General features: G+C 59.7%; 19 protein-coding genes. 6 read left to right on the top strand and 13 right to left on the bottom strand.

Going from position 1 to position 19,528, the window contains the following annotated elements; all coding sequences use genetic code 11:
• Positions 1-144 precede the first annotated feature (144 nt).
• Positions 145-1,161, top strand: coding sequence for an AraC family transcriptional regulator GliR (gliR, locus tag QZR14_RS09060; RefSeq protein ID WP_311996369.1), 1,017 nt, complete (start codon positions 145-147; stop codon positions 1,159-1,161).
• Between the two features lie 513 nt (positions 1,162-1,674).
• Positions 1,675-2,040 (top strand): DUF6124 family protein, encoded by a 366-nt coding sequence (locus QZR14_RS09055; protein WP_250607043.1) that lies wholly within the window; start codon positions 1,675-1,677, stop codon positions 2,038-2,040.
• Between the two features lie 252 nt (positions 2,041-2,292).
• Here QZR14_RS09055 and QZR14_RS09050 read toward each other — a convergent pair whose 3' ends face one another.
• The 7 genes from QZR14_RS09050 to QZR14_RS09020 all read right to left on the bottom strand — a co-directional run bounded on the left by QZR14_RS09050 (position 2,293) and on the right by QZR14_RS09020 (position 9,493).
• Positions 2,293-2,661 (bottom strand): glyoxalase superfamily protein, encoded by a 369-nt coding sequence (locus QZR14_RS09050; protein ID WP_311996368.1) that lies wholly within the window; start codon positions 2,659-2,661, stop codon positions 2,293-2,295.
• Between the two features lie 199 nt (positions 2,662-2,860).
• A complete protein-coding gene (locus QZR14_RS09045) occupies positions 2,861-4,318 on the bottom strand; it encodes an N-acyl-D-amino-acid deacylase family protein (RefSeq protein WP_311996367.1) in 1,458 nt (485 codons plus the stop codon).
• Position 4,319: 1 nt separating this feature from the next.
• Positions 4,320-5,180: a MurR/RpiR family transcriptional regulator gene (locus QZR14_RS09040; protein WP_311996366.1), complete on the bottom strand. Its 861-nt coding sequence runs from the start codon at positions 5,178-5,180 to the stop codon at positions 4,320-4,322.
• 16 nt (positions 5,181-5,196) lie between these two features.
• Entirely contained in the window at positions 5,197-6,546 is a 1,350-nt protein-coding gene (locus tag QZR14_RS09035; protein ID WP_311996365.1) for a GntP family permease, read from the bottom strand.
• A 340-nt stretch (positions 6,547-6,886) separates the two neighbouring features.
• Positions 6,887-7,780, bottom strand: coding sequence for an NAD-dependent epimerase/dehydratase family protein (locus QZR14_RS09030; RefSeq protein WP_311996364.1), 894 nt, complete (start codon positions 7,778-7,780; stop codon positions 6,887-6,889).
• Positions 7,781-7,883: 103 nt separating this feature from the next.
• Entirely contained in the window at positions 7,884-8,795 is a 912-nt protein-coding gene (locus QZR14_RS09025) for a LysR family transcriptional regulator (RefSeq protein ID WP_311996363.1), read from the bottom strand.
• Between the two features lie 107 nt (positions 8,796-8,902).
• Positions 8,903-9,493: an NAD(P)H-dependent oxidoreductase gene (locus QZR14_RS09020; RefSeq protein WP_311996362.1), complete on the bottom strand. Its 591-nt coding sequence runs from the start codon at positions 9,491-9,493 to the stop codon at positions 8,903-8,905.
• Between the two features lie 184 nt (positions 9,494-9,677).
• Here QZR14_RS09020 and QZR14_RS09015 point away from each other — a divergent pair, with 184 nt between their 5' ends.
• Positions 9,678-9,992 (top strand): putative quinol monooxygenase, encoded by a 315-nt coding sequence (locus tag QZR14_RS09015; protein WP_311996361.1) that lies wholly within the window; start codon positions 9,678-9,680, stop codon positions 9,990-9,992.
• Here the strand turns inward: QZR14_RS09015 and QZR14_RS09010 are convergent.
• Positions 9,982-10,746, bottom strand: a complete 765-nt coding sequence (locus tag QZR14_RS09010; RefSeq protein WP_250607034.1) for a sulfite exporter TauE/SafE family protein — start codon at positions 10,744-10,746, stop codon at positions 9,982-9,984. The genes QZR14_RS09015 and QZR14_RS09010 overlap by 11 nt on opposite strands.
• A gap of 236 nt (positions 10,747-10,982) precedes the next feature.
• Between QZR14_RS09010 and QZR14_RS09005 the strand changes: the two genes are divergently transcribed.
• The 3 genes from QZR14_RS09005 to QZR14_RS08995 all read left to right on the top strand — a co-directional run bounded on the left by QZR14_RS09005 (position 10,983) and on the right by QZR14_RS08995 (position 13,105).
• Positions 10,983-11,864, top strand: a complete 882-nt coding sequence (locus tag QZR14_RS09005; protein ID WP_250607033.1) for a LysR substrate-binding domain-containing protein — start codon at positions 10,983-10,985, stop codon at positions 11,862-11,864.
• 55 nt (positions 11,865-11,919) lie between these two features.
• On the top strand, positions 11,920-12,495 hold the full coding sequence (locus QZR14_RS09000; protein WP_095051034.1) for an NAD(P)H-dependent oxidoreductase: 576 nt from the start codon (positions 11,920-11,922) through the stop codon (positions 12,493-12,495).
• A gap of 199 nt (positions 12,496-12,694) precedes the next feature.
• Positions 12,695-13,105, top strand: coding sequence for a MerR family transcriptional regulator (locus QZR14_RS08995; protein ID WP_127925750.1), 411 nt, complete (start codon positions 12,695-12,697; stop codon positions 13,103-13,105).
• Between the two features lie 69 nt (positions 13,106-13,174).
• Here QZR14_RS08995 and QZR14_RS08990 read toward each other — a convergent pair whose 3' ends face one another.
• From QZR14_RS08990 to QZR14_RS08970, 5 genes are read right to left on the bottom strand one after another with little or no spacing between them, the layout of a single operon-like run.
• The gene (locus QZR14_RS08990; RefSeq protein ID WP_311996360.1) at positions 13,175-15,790 is read right to left on the bottom strand and encodes an efflux RND transporter permease subunit; all 2,616 of its coding nucleotides are present in this window, start codon (positions 15,788-15,790) and stop codon (positions 13,175-13,177) included.
• Between the two features lie 33 nt (positions 15,791-15,823).
• Complete coding sequence (locus QZR14_RS08985; RefSeq protein WP_095119577.1) at positions 15,824-16,660, bottom strand: outer membrane lipoprotein-sorting protein; 837 nt, start codon at positions 16,658-16,660, stop codon at positions 15,824-15,826.
• Positions 16,661-16,719: 59 nt separating this feature from the next.
• Positions 16,720-18,018 carry a DUF1302 family protein gene (locus QZR14_RS08980; protein ID WP_442967391.1) on the bottom strand — a complete coding sequence of 433 codons (1,299 nt, stop codon included), beginning with the start codon at positions 18,016-18,018 and terminating at the stop codon, positions 16,720-16,722.
• 2 nt (positions 18,019-18,020) lie between these two features.
• Positions 18,021-18,785: an SDR family oxidoreductase gene (locus tag QZR14_RS08975; protein ID WP_311996359.1), complete on the bottom strand. Its 765-nt coding sequence runs from the start codon at positions 18,783-18,785 to the stop codon at positions 18,021-18,023.
• Positions 18,782-19,519 (bottom strand): 3-oxoacyl-ACP reductase family protein, encoded by a 738-nt coding sequence (locus tag QZR14_RS08970; RefSeq protein WP_311996358.1) that lies wholly within the window; start codon positions 19,517-19,519, stop codon positions 18,782-18,784. Before QZR14_RS08970 ends, QZR14_RS08975 begins: the two co-directional genes overlap by 4 nt.
• Positions 19,520-19,528 lie beyond the last annotated feature (9 nt).

The raw sequence follows: 19,528 nt of genomic DNA, 5'->3' as shown, positions 1-19,528 counted from the left end.
AGGTGTCACGGTCGCATCCGGCCAGTTCATGTAGCCAATTGAGTCAAACGTCGCGCAAGCGTCAGCCATTTACTTTAGTCGGGGTTTCAAATTACCTTTCAGGCCTTCATCCGCCCATGCGGCCGTCGATCAAAGGAAGGGATCATGCAATCGCTCGGCTTCACCTCGGTTCCGCCCCTGCTCAAGTACCTGCGCCATGCCGAACAACTGGGCATGGCCATCGAGCCTGCGTTGGCGGCGGCGGGTTTGCAGGCGCAGCAGTTGAGCGACAACACCCTGCGTTTGCCCGGTGAGGCGCATGAACGCTTACTGGATTATTTTTGCGAACACTCGGGTGATCCGCTGTTCGGCCTCAACGCGGCGAATTTCGTCCTGCCCAATTCGTGGAGTGTGCTCGGTTACATCACCATGAACTGCGCGACCCTCGGTGATGCGATGAGCCGAATCATGCCGTTCGAAAAACTGGTTGGCGACATGGGCGTCAGCCGCGCCGAGGTGCAGGACGGCCACGTGAATCTGATCTGGACCTGCCGCTATCAGCGCCCACGGATTCGTCGGCACTTGGTGGAAAATGTCCTCGGTTCGTGGCTGCAATACGCGCGCTGGATCGCCGACACGCAGATGTCGCCGGCCGGGGTCTGGCTGGAACATTCATGCCCGGCGGAGGCGACGCCGGCGCAGTACGAAGCGTTTTTCGATTGCCCGGTGTTGTTCGATCAGCCGTATTCGGCGCTGGTCGTGCCGTTGGGGTATTTGCAGTTGCCGTTGCGTCAGGCCGATGCGCAGTTGCTGCGGACGCTGGAAGAACATGCGCTGGGCTTGATGGCGACACTGGAGGATGCGTCGCTGGAACAGCAGGTGAAGAACATTCTGCGGCAGTTGCTCAAGGAGGGGTTGCCGCGCAAGGAACAGGTCGCCGAACAGCTCGCTGTTTCCGTGCGGACGTTGCAGCGACAGTTGCATCAGGCGGGGACGTCGTATCAGCAGATTCTCGATGATTTGCGTCAGGAGCTGGCTGAACATTATCTGCTCAACAGCACGCTGCCGATTCAGGACATTGCGCAGTACCTGGGGTTTACCGAACCGCGCTCGTTTCACCGCACGTTCAAGAGTCGACGCGGGATGCCGCCGGGGGAGTTTCGGCAGATGCATCGGGGGTGATTGTTCCGGCCTCATCGCTGGCAAGCCAGCTCCCACAGTGTCCGAGTCGTCCACTAAATCGATTGCTTGCACATAAACCTGTGGGAGCTGGCTTGCCAGCGATGGCGTCAGTGGCAGCCAACAATTCCCACAGGCAAATCTTCGATACTTGAGCGTAATAAACATCCCGCACCACAGGTGTTTAAAGACACTCAGCGTTACGCGAAACAACCCACAAATCCTTGCGCCACTGCCTACGCCTGCGCCAGAATCCGCCGGCTTGTGCGCCCTGAGCATGCTGCGTAACTTGATTGCGTCACTGATTCCCAGTGATCGAGCTTAGCGGCTCGGCTACATTCGCTCCCCGCTGCACGAATATCATCCAGTCAGGTATTTGCCTGCGCTTAATGGTGGCTGTGCGCATGGCACCTTCGGGTGCGCCGGGGTGGGATGCGACCGGTCCGCTAACTTGCGCACAGCTGCCTCCCTTTTGCTTAGCGGCGAAATGGATGCGGCTTTAAAAGGTACGCTCCCATGTTCAAAGTAACGCCAAATCCGCCGGTCACCGACCCGGCCTCCCCCTACGAATCCGCCGATTCGAAGAAATTCCACGAAGCCGCCGAACGCGCCCTCGAGCACTACCTCGGTCCGACGAACGCCGACCTCATGGCCACGCCCTACTCCCCAAACACGCTATACATGGCCAATCCCCAAGCCGACACCGAATCCCTGTTAGCCGACGCCAGCGAAACTCTTGGCTCAGCGACCGTCATGCTCAACAACCATGCCGCGCAGGTTGAAGGCACTCACCGCAAAACACTGCAGGGTATTGCGCAAGTGGTGATGGTGGCGGAAATGGCCGTCAATCGTGTGTTGGACAGGTTAGTGCCGACCGAGTAACGAAAAAGCCCGCGACGCTAACTGTGATGGTTAGGTGGCGGGCTTCTTTTTGCGGTGTGCCATTTACCCTCACCCCAGCCCTCTCCCGGAGGGAGAGGGGGCCGACCGAGGTGTCTGGCGCTAGACATCGACCTGAATGACCGAGTCGATTATGGATTCGACCGAGCAGGTTCAGGTCGGTGTATCTCTCAAGCATCCCCGGATCGGTCCCCTCTCCCTCTGGGAGAGGGCTAGGGTGAGGGGCTTTTCGCTTCAGAGGCAGATCGCGTTGGTAAACACCAACCGATTGCCAAACGGATCGACGATGGTCATGTCCTGACTCCCCCAAGGCATCGCCTGAATACCCGGGTGCGAAAACTTGTAATTCTTGGCCACCAACTGCTGCTGAAACGCCTCCAGTTCATCAGTCTCGATACGCAGCGCCGAGCCCGGGCACGCATCGCCGTGATGCTCGGACAAATGCAACACACACTCGCCCCGCGACACCTGCAGATACAACGGAAAATTCGCTTCGAAGCGATGCTGCCAGTCGATCTTGAAACCCAGAAAATCGACGTAAAACTCGACAGCTTTGGCTTCATCGAAGATCCGCAGGATCGGGGTGGTTTTGCCGAAGCTCATGGGGTGCTCCCTGACTGATTGGCCCCACAGTGTAGACGGGGTGGATGTCAGCAATTCGGCTTGGGCTGGCGTTTCTTTAATCGCACAGTGCCACTATGGGACATAGATCAAAAGATCGCAGCCTTCGGCAGCTCCTACAATGCAACACATACCTCTGTAGGAGCTGCCGAAGGCTGCGATCTTTTGGCGCCATCGGATATCAATGAAAACCTTCGCGCAAATCACCTTCGCGTGCCAGAAACCGCCCTTCCCTACGCCCATTCGCCTGTCCGTCGCGATAGCTCAATACACCGTTGATCCAAACACCGTCGATGCCCCGTGCGGCCCGTTGCGGATCATTGAAATCCGCCACATCACGCACAGTCGCCGGATCGAACAACACCAGATCCGCCCAATAACCTTCACGAATCTCACCGCGATCCTTCAAAGCAAACCGCGCCGCCGACAGACCGGTCATCTTGTGCACGGCGGTGTGCAGCGGAAACAGCCCGACGTCACGACTGAAATATCCCAACACCCGTGGGAAAGCGCCCCACAGACGTGGATGCGGGAACGGGTCTTCCGGCAATCCGTCAGAGCCGACCATCGATAACGGATGGGCGAGGATTCTTCGTACATCCGCCTCGTCCATGCCGTAATACACCGCGCCCGCCGGTTGCAGGCGTTTGGCGGCATCAAGTAGCGGCAGATCCCATTCGGCGGCGATGTCAATCAGGTCGCGGCCGCTGACTTCCGGGTGCGGCGTCGACCAGGTGATGGTGATGCGGTGGGCATCGGTGACTTGTTTGAGATCCAGCGTCGAAGAGCTCGCCGCATACGGGTAGCAATCGCACCCCACGTGCAGGCTTTTCGCTGCCTCCTCCAATGAGGCGAGCAACTGCGGACTGCGCCCCCAGTTGCCGACGCCGGCACATTTGAGGTGGGAAATGATCACCGGCGACCGCGAGTGACGGCCGATGCTGAACGCTTCTTCCATCGCCTCCAGCACCGGCTCGAATTCACTGCGCAGGTGCGTTGTGTACACCGCACCGAACGCGGTCAGTTCTTCGGTTAGTTGCTTCACTTCATCGGTGGAGGCGTTGAAGGCACTCGCATACGCCAGGCCTGTGGATAAACCCAAGGCGCCGTGCTCCAGACTTTCGCGCAGTTGTTCACGCATCGCGGCGATTTCGTCCGGCGTCGCGGTGCGAAGCAAGTCATCGAGGTGATTGCTGCGCAGCGCCGTGTGGCCAACCAGTGCGGCAACGTTCAACGTGGTATTCGCCGCTTCCACCGCCGCGCGGTAATCGCTGAAGCGTGGGTAAACGAATGCCGCTGCCGTGCCGAGCAGGTTCATCGGATCCGGCGGATTGCCTTTCAGACTCACTGGCGACGCACTGATCCCGCAGTTGCCGACGATCACCGTGGTCACGCCCTGGCTGAGCTTGGGCAGCATCTCCGGTTGGCGAATGACCACGGTGTCGTCGTGGGTGTGCACATCGATAAAACCCGGCGCCAGCACGCGCCCGGCCGCGTCGATTTCTTCGGTTGCCGTGGCGTCGTGCAAGTCACCGATACGCTCGATGCGGCCCTCGCGAATCGCCACGTCGGCGTGGTAACCGGGCACGTTGCTGCCGTCGATGATCAGGGCGTTGCGAATCAGCGTGTCGTACAGCATGTCAGTCTCCCAGCGGCAGGTGATCGTTGCCGCCACGGTATTCGTCGAGGGCGAGCTTGATCCGCCGCAGACGTTCTTGATTGTCTTCAGGACTGGCCAGCGCCAGCTCGGTGGCGAGCACGTCGATGGCGAGCAGCATGCCGTAGCGCGCCGCCGTCGGTTTGTAGATGAACGAGGTTTCTGCGCCTTGCAGCGGCAGGACGATGTCGGCCAGTTCGGCCAGCGGCGAGTCGGCGCGGGTGATCGCCAGAATGCGCGCGCCGTAGTTGCGCGCCAGTTCGACAGTCTCCAGCAACTCCGGGGTGATGCCGGTCAGCGAACAGACGATGAGCACTTGCTCGGCATTCAGGCTGGCGGCGGTGACGCGCATCATCACCGCGTCATGACACACGGCGATCGGGTAGCCGAGGCGCACCAGGCGTACCTGCAACTCGTCGCTGCACAGGGTCGAGCAACCGCCCATGCCGAAGGCGTGAATCATCCGCGCCTGACCGAGCATTTTCACCGCATCGGCAAAGCGCGATTCGTCGAATCCGGCCAGATGCTGGCGCAGCGTGGTTTCGATATCGCCGACGATCTGCCCGTAGAACGCCGACTGTTCAGGCGTGCCCGCCGGATCGAGAAAACGGCTGCCGACGCCGCTCGCCTGAGCCAGCTGCAGGCGCAGATCACGCAGGTCGCGGCAGCCCACCGTGCGGGCGAAACGCGACAACGTGGCGGTGCTGACCTCGGCGCGTTGCGCGAGATCTTCGAGGCTGGCGCTGGCGGCAAAACCGACGTCATCGAGCATCAGCCGGGCGATGCGACCTTCGCCGGCGCTGAAGGAATCCTGGCGGGCACGGATCTGGTAGAGGATGTCCATGGGCGGCGGGCTCCGGTTACAGCAGGTAAGAAAGGCCGACGGTCAGGCCGAACGCGACCAGCGAGATCAGCGTCTCGAGCACGGTCCAGGTCTTGAACGTCTGCGCGACGGTCATGTTGAAGTATTCCTTGATCAACCAGAAGCCGCCGTCGTTGACGTGGGAAAAGATAACCGAGCCGGCGCCGGTCGCCAGCACTAGCAACTCAGGATGTGGATAACCCAGACCAATGGCCACCGGCGCGACCACGCCGGACGCTGTGGTCATGGCCACGGTGGCGGAACCGGTGGCGACGCGCATCAACGCCGCGAACAACCAGCCCATGAGCAGCGGCGACAGGTGAAATTCGTGGGCGAGGCCAACAATCTGATCGGTGACGCCAGCGTCCACCAGAATGCGGTTCAAGCCACCGCCAGCGCCCACCAGCAGGGTGATACTGGCGGTCGGCGCCAGGCATTCGTTGGTGAATTTCAGAATCGATTCACGGTTGAAACCCTGGGCGATACCCAGCGTCCAGAAGCTCAGCAAGGTCGCCAGCAGCAAGGCGATCACCGAGTTGCCGATGAACAACAGGAACTGGTTGAAGCTGCTGCCCGGCGTGGAAATCAGATTGGCCCAGCCGCCGATCAACATCAGCACCACCGGCAACAGAATCGTCGCCATGGTGATGCCGAAACCCGGCAGTTTGTCGCGCGGCTCGCGGTCGAGGAATTGCTTTTCCAGCGGGTTATCCGCCGGCAATTGAATGCGCGGCACGATGAATTTGGCGTACAGCGGCCCGGCAATGATCGCGGTGGGAATGCCGATGGCGATCGCATACAGCAAGGTCTGCCCGACCGACGCCTGATAGGCCTGCACTGCCAGCATCGCCGCCGGGTGCGGCGGCACCAATGCATGCACCACCGACAGGCCGGCGACCATCGGCAAACCGACCATCAGAATCGACACGCCGACGCGGCGCGCCACGGTAAAGGCAATCGGCACCAGCAAGACAAAACCGACTTCGAAGAACAACGGCAGGCCGACCAGAAAGGCGATGCAGACCATCGCCCAGTGCGCGTTCTTCTCGCCGAATTTATCGATCAACGTGCGCGCCATCTGCTCGGCGCCACCGGACTCGGCCATCATTTTGCCGAGCATCGTCCCCAGCGCGACCACCAGCGCAATATGCCCCAGCGTCTTGCCCACCCCGGCCTCATACGCCCCCACTACCCCCGACGGCGGCATCCCCGCGACCAGTGCGAGGCCGATGGAAATCAGGGTGATGACAATGAACGGGTTGAGCCGGTAACGGGCGATCAACACGATCAGCGCAATGATGGCGACGGCGGCATAGACCAGCAGCCAATAGCCGAAGGAAGGCGTCATGCGGTACTCCTCGAAAGGGTCACGTTCGAATGGGTTGTGAAACTCATAAATCATTTCGAGATCGAGATTTCAAACCGTATGAAAGTAATTTTCGTGGAGAGGCAAGGCGTGTCGCTGATGGGTATGTCTTGTCGTGATTAATGAAAATCGTAGGCCGGGATTTACATGGCTTTTCGGTGAACGAGAAACCAATGTGGGAGCGAGCCTGCTCGCGAAGACGGCTTCACATTCAGCATCTTTGCCGACTGATCCAGCGCTTTCGCGAGCAGGCTCGCTCCCACAGTTTTGATCGCATTCTTCCAGACAGGATGCGCAAAACCTGTGGGACGTAGCGTACGGATCACACCATTTCGTTACGAATCCATTCAACCACCGACGTGCGCTTCGGTGCCCAGCCCAGCCGTTCGCGGGCGTGTTTGCCGCGTACGCGGCTGTTGGAGCCGAGGCCGTAATTGGCCATTTCGTAGCCCCATTCGGCTTCGGCGTCTTTAAGTGGCCAGTCTTGTGGTTGACCCAGGTTCAGGGCTTCGGCCATGGCGGTGGTCATGTCGATGAACGAGGCTTCGCCGCTTTCGACGAAGTAGAAAGTACCCGGTACGTTCTTGGTCAGGGCCAGCAGATACAGGGCAACGACGTCTTCGATGTGCACGTTGGACCAGATGTTCTGGCCAGTGCCGACGTGGCGCACGACGCCGCTTTTACGGGCCTGCTTGAGCAGACGCGGCAATTGCACGCTGTCGCGGATGACGCCCAGGCTGTGGCCGTAAATCAGCGTGTTGCAGATGACGGCGGAGTTCACCCCGTCCTGCGCCGCCGCGAGGATCAGGTTGTCGATGGCCACGCGCGCGGCTTTGTCGACGGTCGGTTCCGGCAGGTTGTCTTCGTAGTAGATGATATCGCTGGACTTGCCGCCCGATGCATCGCCGACGATGCTCGAACCGCTGGTGTGCAGGAACACTTTGTTGGAACCGCGCAAAGCCTCGAGCAATGCTTCGACGGCGCCGCGATGGTCGCTGCTGGCGGCGTTGATCACCGCGTCCGCAGCACGGGCCTGTTCGGCGAGCAGTGCGTTGTCGTCGAGGGTGCCGATGACCGGGGTCATGCCCAGTGCCTTGAGCTCAGCCGCTTGTTCAGGGTTGCGCACCAGACCGGTGACTTGATGCCCGGCCTTGACCAGGCCGCTCGCGATCGAGCCGCCGATAAAACCGGCAGCGCCGGTGACGAATACGTTCATGGAGAAACTCCCTGCGTGAATAAGTGATGGGACGAGTATCGGCCTGTGGATCCGAGGGAAAAACCCGCCCTCAGCCAAATCACTGTTGCGCAGAGGTCACGAATCAACCCTTGAAATCGGCGCTGGCGTAAGCGGCGAGTTTGCTCTGGATAAAGTCGAGGAAGCACTGAATGCGCAACGCCAGTTGCGAGTTCCGGTAGTACACGGCGTTGATCGGCTGGCGATAACCGCTGTTGAATTCACCGAGCAGGACTTTCAGGCGCCCGGCCCGAATGTCATCGATGGTCATGAAATGCGACAGGCAAGCGATGCCCTGCCCTTCCAGCACCAGATGCCGCACGGTCTCGCCGCTGGAGGCGCTGATGGCCGGGGTGATTGGCCAGCGATCGCCGTGCACATAGCGCAGCGGCCATTGGTTGAGGCCTTCGTTCTGGGTGAAGCCGAGCAAGGCGTGTTCGCTCAAGTCCGCGACTTGCTGCGGCGCGCCGTGCTTTTCCAGATACGCGGGGCTGGCGACGATCAGCAGCGGACTGCAACCGAGCGAACGCGCGTGCAACGTCGAGTCGGCGAGGGTGCCGATGCGGATGGCGACGTCGGTGCTTTGTTCCAGCAGGTCAATGATCAGGTCATTGCTGTTGAGTTCAAGCTGGATGTCCGGATAGAGCCGGCGGAATTCGTCGATGTACGGGACCACCGCGTGAAGCATGAACGGTGACGCGGCGTTGATCCGCAAGCGTCCGGACGGGGTTTGCTGGCGCGAGGACAGGCGTTCTTCGAGTTGATCCATCTGATCGAGAATCAGCTTGGCGTGTTCGAAGAAATACTTGCCCTCTTCGGTCAGATCCATGCGCCGCGTGGTGCGGTTGATCAGCGTGGTATCGAGCTTGGCTTCCAGCTTCGACAACGTGCGACTGACCGCCGACGGCGTTTGCCCGACCTGTTCGGCGGCGGCGGAAATCGAACCGCATTCGATCACGCAGACGAAAATCTGCAACTCATCGGATCTGGCTTTCACGGGTGTCCTCTTTGAGATCGCCAAGATCGCAGATGACTGCAACTCTTTGTAGGAGCTGCCGAAGGCTGCGATCTTTTGCTGTTACCACCGATAGTAGCTTGAAACACTCAAGCCTTGAGGCCAAACACCTCAGTCAAATGCTGCTCGTAGCGCGCCAAATCAGCCTCGATATTCGGCCGCTTCATCACGTCGACACAGAGGAACGTCGGCAACGCGGTCATGCCCAGAAACTCATTGGCCTTGTGAAACGGAAAGTACACCGCGTCGACACCTTTGGCCTCAAAGAAATCAGTCGGATCATCGAAGGCTTGCTGCGGTGCGTTCCAGGTCAGCGACAGCATGTATTGCTTGCCCTGAATCAGACCGCCGCTGCCGTACTTCTGCGACGCATCGGAACGGGTGCGGCCGTCGCTGGCGTAGAGGCTGCCGTGACCTTCGGTGAAGACTTCGTCGAGGTACTTTTTCACCGTCCATGGCGCGCCCATCCACCAGCCTGGCATCTGGTAAATGATCACGTCGGCCCAGAGGAATTTGGCGACTTCTTCAGCAACGTCGTAGCCCTCGTCGATGAACGTGGTCTTGACGTCGACACCGCCGCGATCGAGCACGCTCAGTGCGGCTTCGTGCAGGGTGGTGTTGTAGCGACCGTCGGAGTGAGCGAATTTCTTGCCACCATTGAGCAACAGCACTTTTTTCATGAGAAAGCCTCGGCGCAGCCATTGGGCTGGATGGAGAAGGGAAACTGGAATGGCGGCAGATTAACGATCCGCCTCGCGCGGAATAAGGCCTGATTGCGCAAAATACATTTGATAAAAAAGCACGAATCCATCACCGATTGTTGCAATAACATCGGCGGCATTCTGAATGTGAGGAGTCGTTGTGATGAGTGAACGCTTGGGTTTTATCCTGCACGCCAAGACCCGCCCGGATATGGCCGAGGCTTTCGAAGCGCTGTTTCGTGCCTACGTTGAGCCGAGCCGCGCGGAGCCGGGTTGCATCGAGTACCACATGCTGCGCGACAAAGAAGATCCGACGCTGTTCATCTTCTACGAGATCTGGGCCTCCCAGGCGCATCTGGATGTGCATTCGAATCTGCCGCATATGAAGGCATTCTTTGAACGGCGCATGGATTATCTGGAGCGCGATTTTGATTTCCGCCAGATCGACATGCTCAGCGAAGCCTCGGCTAACCGCTGATCAACAAATGAGCGCCGAGCGCGCCCACGCCGACAAAGAACACCCGCTTGAACAGCACGGCGCTGATCCGTTCGCGCAGCCATTGGCCAAGCAACATGCCGAGAATGGCCGGAATCAGCGCCAGCAGCGAAGCACTCAGTTCGCCGCCACCGAGGGCGCCACGCCAGAGCAATCCTGCGGCCAACGCCAGCGTCGAAACGGTGAATGACAGGCCCAGCGCCTGCACCAGTTGATCGCGATTCAAGCCCAGTGCTTGCAGGTACGGCACCGCCGGAATCACGAAGACGCCGGTAGCCGAGGTGATTACGCCGGTGATCAAACCGCACACTGGGCCGAGCCAGGTTTCATGGCGCGGGTTAATGCGCAGCGTTGGTAAAAACAGTCCGCTCAACGCATAGAGCACCAACGCCGCGCCCAACCCGCGCACCACCCAATGCCCGCCCGCCATGCCGATCGATAACGTACCGATTGCAGTGCCGATGAAGATCATCAGCAGCATTGGCCAGAGGCGTTTGATCAGTACTTTCAAATGCCCGCCGAATGCCAGTTGCCAGACATTGGTCAGGGTTGCCGGGATGATCAGCAATGCAGCTGCCTGCGACGGCGCCATAGCCAGACCGAGCAAGCCCATGGCGACGGTGGGCAGGCCGAGGCCGATCACGCCTTTGATCAGGCCGGCAAGGATGAAGGTCGCGATGACCAGCAAAGACAGGGCCAGACCGAGGTGTTGGTAGAAATCCGTGAGTGCGTTCATGGCGCTACTGTGCGCCAGTCGGGGTTGGCGGAAAATCTGCCATATACTGAGGCTGCCTCTGCCCATACAAGAGGCTGATATTTTCTTTGAAGCCTCTGGCCCCATCGCTGGCAAGCCAGCTCCCACAGTATTTTTGTTGTTCAAACATTTTCAGATCAACACTGAAACCTGTGGGAGCTGGCTTGCCAGCGATGAGGCCCGCCCAGACACCACAAAAAAACCAGAGGCTGCCAACCATGCACTTCGACCTCACCGACCTGCGCCTCTACCTGCACATCCTCGACACCGGCAACATCACCGCCGGCGCCGCCCGCAGCCATTTATCCCTGGCCGCCGCCAGCGCCAGAATCCGCGCCATGGAAGCCTCGCTTGGCGTCGATTTTCTTCAGCGTGGCCGCCGTGGCGTCACGCCCACGGCCGCCGGAAAAGCCCTCGCCCAGCACGCGCGCATCCTCCTGCAACAAGCCGAACGCCTGCAGCAGGATCTGGCCGACTATGCCCAAGGCGTCAAAGGTCAGGTACGACTACTGTGCAACACCACAGCGATCACCGAATACCTGCCGGAAGTACTCGCGGACTTCCTGCGCGATCATCCCAATCTCGATATCGACTTGCAGGAACTGCCCAGCGCGCGCATCACTCACGCCTTGCGTCAGGGTGCGGCGGACCTGGGGATTGTTTCCGATGCGGTCGACACCCACGGCCTGCAAACTTGGCCCTTTCGCGACGATCCATTAGTACTGATCCTGCCCCCCGACCATGCTCTGGCGAGTCGGCCGTCGCTGACGTTTGGTGAAACCCTGGCGCACGACTATGTAGCGCTTGGCAGCCACAGCGCGCTGGCAATTCATCTGGAGGAACAAGCGCTGCATATCGGCCAGCGCATGTCGATCCGGATCCGCGCCGATGGCTTCGAGGGGGTCATGCGCATGGTGGCGCGAGGTGCGGGGCTGGCCATCGTGCCCAAGGTGGCCATCGAGCGCTGGGCGGCGGTGCACTCGGTAACGTGCCGGCCGCTGGACGAAGTCTGGGCCCATCGCACCTTGCAACTGTGTGCGCGGGACTTCGACCACCTGCCCGGTTACGCCCGGGCCTTGTTTGATGCGCTGGTGCCTTGACTCTACCGCTAGGGGCAGACTCTATCCTGTGAGCTTCATTTCAGGAGTACACACAATGAGCAAACGAATGCTCGTGATACTGGGTCACCCCTCCACCGACAGCTTTTGCGGGGCATTGAGTGAGACTTACGTTCAGGCCGCCAAGGATGCCGGGCATGACGTTCGGCTGCTGCGTCTGGATGCGCTGGAGTTCGATCCGGTCCTGCACGAAGGCTACAACAAGGTGCAGCCACTGGAGCCGGACCTGCTGCAAGCGCAGGCCGACATCACTTGGGCCGAGCACCTCACTTTCGTCTATCCGATCTGGTGGGGCGGGATTCCGGCACTGTTGAAAGGCTTCGTCGACCGGATCTTCCTGCCGGGTTTCGCCTTCAAATACCGCGAAGGCAAAGCCTTCCCCGACAAGCTGCTCAAGGGCCGCACCGCGCATTTGCTGGTGACCATGGACACGCCGTACTGGTACTACAAATGGATCTATGGCATGCCGGGGCTGAATCAGATGCGCAAGACCACGCTGGAATTCTGCGGCATCAAGCCACTGAAGACGCTGACCTTCGGGCCGATCCTCGGCTCCAAGCCAAACCAGCGCGATGCCTGGCTGGAACAGGCGCGCGTGACCGCCGCCGTCTAAGGCTATCCAGCCGCCTCAGCTGACGGCGCACCCGCCGCCGTCAGTGCCTTTTCGGGCTTCGTTCACGAGCCCGTCCGTCGCCTGTGCACGTGATTTACGCGCAGTTGCAATTTTCAGATGGTATTGGACATATAATCGCCGCCGATCCGGCATGACGCCCGATCGCGCTACGCTATGTTTGATCATCGAGACGGACCTTATGTATATCGGCAAAGCCGCCCAGCTGTCGGGCACCACAGTCAAAAGCATTCGCCATTACGAAGAAATCGGCCTGTTGCCCGAACCCAAGCGTGAAGGCAAATACCGCATCTACAGCCAGCAAAGTGTCGAGGTGTTGACGTTCATCAAGTGCGCCCAGCAACTGGGCTTCAAGCTCAAAGAGCTGCAGGTGATCCTCAACAACTACCGCGGCGACGAATTCCCGTGGGACATGGCACAACGAGCCATCGCCGAAAAAAAAGCCGAACTGGTGACCCAGATCGGCGATTTGCAGCAATTGCATGATGGCCTCGAGGCGTTTGAAAGCAACCTCAACGATGCCCGCCAGGAATGTCAGTTCGAACGCATCGCCCGCTATGGCGAAAAAAACCCGGTCAATACACTGAACTGAAAACCCTGCTGCACCGCATGACCCGACTCGCCTGCCGTCTCAGCGCAGGCGCGCCCGCGCGTTGGCGAATCAGCCCGGTACCGGCTCCCCCTCTGTGCGCAATGCCGGGGCCGGTGCATGCACCGGCGCAATCGCCGCAAAGAACCACGGCGATACCAGCGTCACCAGGACAATGGTCATGACCCCGCTGGAAAACAGCGCCATCGCCACCAGTGCGCCCAGATCGACAATCGGCTTGAAGTCGGAAAACAGCAGCGCCATGAAGCCTACGGAGAAGATCACCACGTTGATCACCGTAGAGCGGCCGACGCTGTGCATCGCCTGCAAAATAGCCGCGTCGATCTCAATGCCCTGCTGCACCAGCAATTTGATGCGCGACAGCAGGTGCACCGCGTAATCCACCACACCGACCACCAGGAACGTCACCAGCGTCGTGCCGATGTTCAGCTCGATACCGAACAGGAACATGAAGCCGTAGACCGTCACCGAGGTGGTCAGCAAGGTCAACATGCCGAGCACACCGAGGCGGACCGATTTGAGCCAGTACATCATCATCAGCGTAACGACCAGCAAGGCCAGGGAAAAACTCAGTACCTGACCCTGAGTGATTTCCTGCAGCACGCCCGTCCAGATCAACGGCGTGCCAGCGTGCGTCACCTCAAGGTTGGCCGGTTTGTTCACCAGCAGCCAGGCATCGAGGCGGTCGAGCATGCCCTGATAGTCGCTGGCGACCGACGAGGTCATGGTGTACAGGGTCAAGGCTTTGGAAAAATCGGCATTGAGCACGTTGTTCAGGTCCGAGCCGCCACCGTTTTCGAACAGCATCACGTGCTGCTCGATCAGCGAATTGCCCGGCACCTCAAAACGCTCGATCTGCCCGTCGTCATTGACTGATGTCACTTTCTCCAGAGCATTCGGAACACGCAGATACTCCGGGTTCATGTCATTGAGCACCAGGTTCATGCGCTTGACGTAAGTGGCCAGCGAATAGCCGTAACTGACGTTCGGTTGCTGCTTGATGAAGTGGTCGAGTTTGTCGATGAACTGCACCACTTCGGTGGTCAGCACGCCGCGCGGCTCTTTGCTGTCGATCGCGATCCATCCCGGCGCCGTGCCCGCCACTTTGGCGTGGTTGATGAACTGATCGGACACGCGAATGTGGCTCTCAGGCTTGAAGTAAGCAATGCCGGAGTCTTCGATATCGACGCGGAAGGTAAACACGGTGGCCAGCGCGAGCAGCGGCAGCATGACCATCAGGATCGGTTTGCGAAAGCGGATCATCCAGGCACAGAACGCGACCAGATACCGCGAGATGATCGATTCCTTGTGCACCTCAGCCTTGGCCTGCTGCGGCTGATCCTTGCCCCAGATGGAAATCCACGCCGGAATCAGCAACAGCGAAATAATCAGCGCCGCCGTCAGGCCGATCGACATGAACACGCCGAAATTGCGGATGCTGACAATGTTGTTGGTGGTGGAAATCATGAACGTGGCGATGGTCGTCACGGTCGTCAACACCACCGGCACCACCATCAAGCGCTGGGTTTCTCGGTTGGCCTCGCGATTGCTCTTGCCCGCGTTTTTCTGCTCGTAATATTCAGCCATCACGTGGATCGCATCCGAGCAGCAAATGGTGAACAGGAACACCGGTAGCACACTGGTCAGCAGGTCGAACGGCACCCGCAACAGCGCCATCAGGCCCAAGGTCCAGATGGTGCAGAACAGAATGTTGAACAGCGGCAACAGCACGCCCAGTGGTTTGCGGAAGAAGAAAATCAGCAGCAAGGTAATCAGCAAAAACACGATCGGGAACAGCACGGCCAAGTCGTGATCGATGATCTCCTGCTGCGCGGCGATAAAGATCGGCATGCCGGCAATGAAGATTTCGTCCTTGTACTCCGGATGCTCGGCCTGATATTGCGCGACGATGCCGCGCACAATCTGATAGGCGCGCAATTGCGCCTGGGCGTCGTCCTGCTTGGTGCCAAGCTCGGCCACCAGCATCGCGACTTTCTTGTCCTTGGACACCACCCCGTCGACCATCAATTCGTTGCCCATGATCTGCGACTCGACCAGCGCCGGGTCCATGTCATAGGCATTCAGGGTTTTGTGGATCAACAATTCGCCGTCGTCGGTCAGGACGATATTTTCCAGGTCGCCCATCGAGGCCATTTCGCGGATCGGGTTGATCCGCTCGGCGAGAAAGGTCAGGAACAGCTGATCATGAGCGTCCCAGTTCTGGCTTTGGGCATGATCACGCAATGCCTTGGCGTTGGCGTAATCGTTCTGCGAAAAACCGCCCTCAAGAATGTCCCGGGTCAACAACTGCGCACGGCTGTCGTCTGCATGCCGGGCAACGATCTGCGCCAATTGCTCCTTGTCGGTATCGTTGGCCAGAATCATCTTGCGCACCGACTGCGACATCGAAAACAGCGCGTTGAGCGTCGATTTGTTGAACACCGTTTGTGGGTTGTTCAGCGCCACCATCACCGAGTCGAACGTGCCAGTGAACTCACCCTGCAAATCGATGATGGTCTTGCGCGCCGGGTGGCTTTCCTTGAGCAGATAAGGGTTGGTGTCGGACACCAGCGCGCCCAGCGTATAGGTGAAATACGCCGTAATCGCCACCAGTAGGAAAACAATCGCCCGCGCATAGCGCTCGACGAAATTCAGATATCTTTCCATGATCATGCGGTTCCAGGTGGTCGGGGTCGGCGCTTAGCGGGCAGACACGGCAAATTCCGGCAGGTCACCGGTTTTCAGCCCGCGCTTGATGGCGGTCTGGGTGAAGAGGCGGTCTTCCAGAGAGACGTTGTACTGCAACTGGTTGAAGCGCATTTCCGAACGCGTGCCGTCGATGAAGTGCTCGGTTTCACTGAGCACAATGCTGTCGATCGAGTCGATGGTCGCGACTTTCTGAGTGCGCATCTGCTTGATCAGCACACCTTTGACGTCGAAGAAGTCCTGACGCATGACCAGGAAATTCTGCTTGTCGATCCACACCTTCAGTTTGTTGTAACCAGTCTTGGCCAGCACCTCGGGAGAGGCCGGTTCGCGCTCGATCACGTAGCAGTCGCGGCCCTTGATCTGTTCCTCGCCAACGAGTTTCTGCGAGTAATCCTTGACGCGGATCTTGTCCAGATCGGCGTACGAATACTCACTGCCCATGAACGAGCCGCGCTTGTCGGTAGTGGAGATGCGGCGGGTCTGGCGGCTGACCGGCAGGTACATCCACTGGCTGTCTTCCAGGCCGAGAGTTTCGTGCGGGTTTTCGATGTGGAAGGCAACGTCACGGACGTCAGTCGGCGCGGAAAAGTACATGCTGAATTTGTCGCTGTCCGGGTAATCCTTTTGCAGGTAGGTGAACTCGCGAACGCGGGTATTGCCTTTCTTGTCATGCAGGATCAGCGAAACCTGGGACATGAAGCTGTTCCCGTCATTGCGATCGCGTACCTGACGGATGATTTCATCGGCATTGCCAGCCTCGGCGGCACTGGCGCAGGCGCTACCGAGGATCAGTGCGGCGGTGGTCAGACTTTTCAAAAACGGCAACATGACAACTTCCTTTTCGTTGGATGAGTGCACCTGCGCACGAAAGCGGCAGGCGTGATGGGTCAGAACAGATAACCGGCCGACAGCCGCACTTGATCGCGCTTGCTGTACTCGCCGAAAGTCTTCTCGGGCTTGCCGAAGAACACGTCGACTTCCAGCCCGAGCTTGATGTAGTCGACCGGCTTGTAGGTGAAGATGCCTTGCAGCAAGGCGTCGTCCTGAAACGGCGGTGAGCCAGCGACCACCAGACGACTCTTGAGCCGATCCTGCCAATGGGTGCCTTCGGCCGACAGGGTGAACAGCGGTTCGTGTTTGTCCTGCAACATGCCGTCCTGCCAGTCGAGCAGCACTTGTTCCTGCCACTGCGCGGAAATCAGCCAGTCGCGCAACAGGTAGTCGACGCCCAGCAACGACTTGACCATCGGCGTGCTGTCGGCGCCGTGGGCGCGGGTCGGATTAGTCACGCGCCAGTTGTCGAAATACGCGACCTCGCTGCGCACGACGATGCTGTGCCCGGCGTCGATCGCCAGCCCGGCACCGCCCATGGTGTAACGGGGAAACTGCCGTTCCAGCCGCGTACGGCCGTCATCGGCGAGGCCTTCGACCGCGTACACCGGGTCTTGCTGACGGGCGCTCAAGGCAACAAAACTGGTGTCCACCGCGCCGATCCGGCCATTGGCGCTCAAGCCATAGGAATAGCCCTTGTCGCCGTCATAGCCGGGTTTGGAATCGAGCAGGAAATACTGCGGGTCCGGCGTAGCAAAAAGTGGCGCGGCAAATTCACTGCCCTCTACCGGCGCCCGGTTTTTCACGAAGTCAGTGATCCACAGCGCCTCCAGTTCCCACTCGCCCACCGGTTGCGCAAAACGCACCATGGGCACGGCGATGCGGCTGTCTTCCAGCAGCGGCGTCAAACCGTCGCGATAGTCCAGCGGGTTGATCTGATCGAGCACGCGCAATTCATCCGCGCGGCCCCAGACCACTTGCTGCCAGCCCACCGTCACCTCTCCGTCACCCAGCGAATGGCCGACGTAGAGGTGCCGCCAATCGGCGTCGAAACGGTACTTGTCCCGCGCCCGCTCGCTGTACGGATTGTTGCCGTCGTAGCGTGCGTCGTAACGCACGCGGCCCTTGGCCTTGTAGTAACCGCCCTCCCAGTTGTCTTCCAGGTTGGCTTTGAAATACACGGCTTTTTGTGTGACCTGATCGTCGCCGTGCAGGCGAACGGCCGTGGCTACGCCAACTTCACCGTCGGCGTAATCGGGCTTCAGATCAGCGACGGTAAACTCGGCCATCGCGGTGGGCGCAGCCATGCACGCCCACACCGCACCCACGATGTGACTGTTGTGAAATCGAGGCATCGCTACATTCCCAACCCGACACCGCCATCAATCACCAGACTCTGGGCGGTCACTCCGCCAGCCTCGGGGCTGGCCAGGTAACGCACCATCGCCGCCACTTCTTCGCTCTGGATGAAACGGCGCATCGGCAGTTTCTTCTTCGCGTTGCGTACGATCTGCTCCTGAGTCAAACCGGCAATTGCCGCTTGCGTCGCCAGTTCACCCTGCAACATCGGCGTATCGATCCACGCCGGCAGAATCGCATTGACGGTGATCTGCCGCGAAGCGAGATCCAGCGCCAGCGCCTTGGTCATGCCGACGATGCCGTGCTTGGAGGCGCAGTACGCGGTGTTGCGCACCTTGCCGGCACGGCCGAGGATCGACGACATGTTGATGATCCGCCCACGGTCAGGCATCAGCGCCAGACACAACGAGGTCACGTAGAACGTGCCGTTGAGGTTGACCGAAATCACCTTGTGCCAGTTGTGCAGATCCTCCGGCTCGTTCTCGTTGCAGATGCCGGCGCTGTTGACCAGCACATCGACGTATTCAACTCGCGAACCGAGAGTCTTGAACAACGCTTCCATGGCCGGCAGATCGGCAATGTTCGCCGCATGGGTTTCGACCCGCGCCTTGATCTGCTCCTGGCGCTCGTCGACCCAGCGTTGCAGTTCGGCCAGATCGAGATCTAGCAGGATCAGGCGATTGTCGGCGTCGGCGGCAAAGTTCTCGGCAACCGCGCGGCCGATGCCTTTGGCCGCACCGGTAATCAGAATGGTCCGGCTCATGGCATTTTCAACCCGCCGTTGACCGACAGGACCTCCCCGGTCAGGTACAAACCGCGATCGGCGAGGTACAGCACCGCTTCGGCAATTTCTTCAGGTTCCGCGTAGCGTTTGATCAGCAGGCGCGACTGGATTTCCTCCTGCTGACTGCCGATCAGCGCCGTACTCATCTCGGTCTTGACGATGCCCGGGGCGACCGCGTTGACGCGAATGTTGCGCGGCGCCAGCTCCACCGCCAGGGCACGCGTCAAGGATTCGACCCCGCCCTTGGCAGCGGCATAATTGCTTTGGCCTTTACCGGGCTTCTGCGCCGCCACCGAACTGATGTTGACGATGCAACCGCTGCGCTGGCGCAACATGCCCGGCACCACCTGCTGACAGCAGAGCATGGTGCCGATCAGGTTGGTCTGGATCACCTCGACCAGATCGCGCGCCGACATCGTCGCCAGCAAACCATCGCGAGTGATGCCGGCGTTGTTGACCAACAGATCGATGCGCTGGAAATGCTGATCGACCCGTTCGAAAAACGCCTTGATGCTGTCGCCGCTGCTGACATCGCACTGCAACGCCAGGCAATCGATGCCCGAGGCCTGGACTTCATCGCGCAAGGCCATCGCCGCGACTTCATCGCGCACGTAACTGAACGCGATCTGATAACCCGCTCCGGCGAGGGTCTGGACAATCGCCCGGCCGATGCCACGACTGCCACCGGTCACCACTGCTACTTTATTCGGCATGACCGTTCC

The organism is Pseudomonas sp. rhizo66, from assembly GCF_031931925.1.
Lineage (GTDB): Bacteria > Pseudomonadota > Gammaproteobacteria > Pseudomonadales > Pseudomonadaceae > Aquipseudomonas.
The sequence above is the reverse complement of the archived record's forward strand: the minus strand, read 5'-3'. Positions and strand labels throughout refer to the sequence as shown.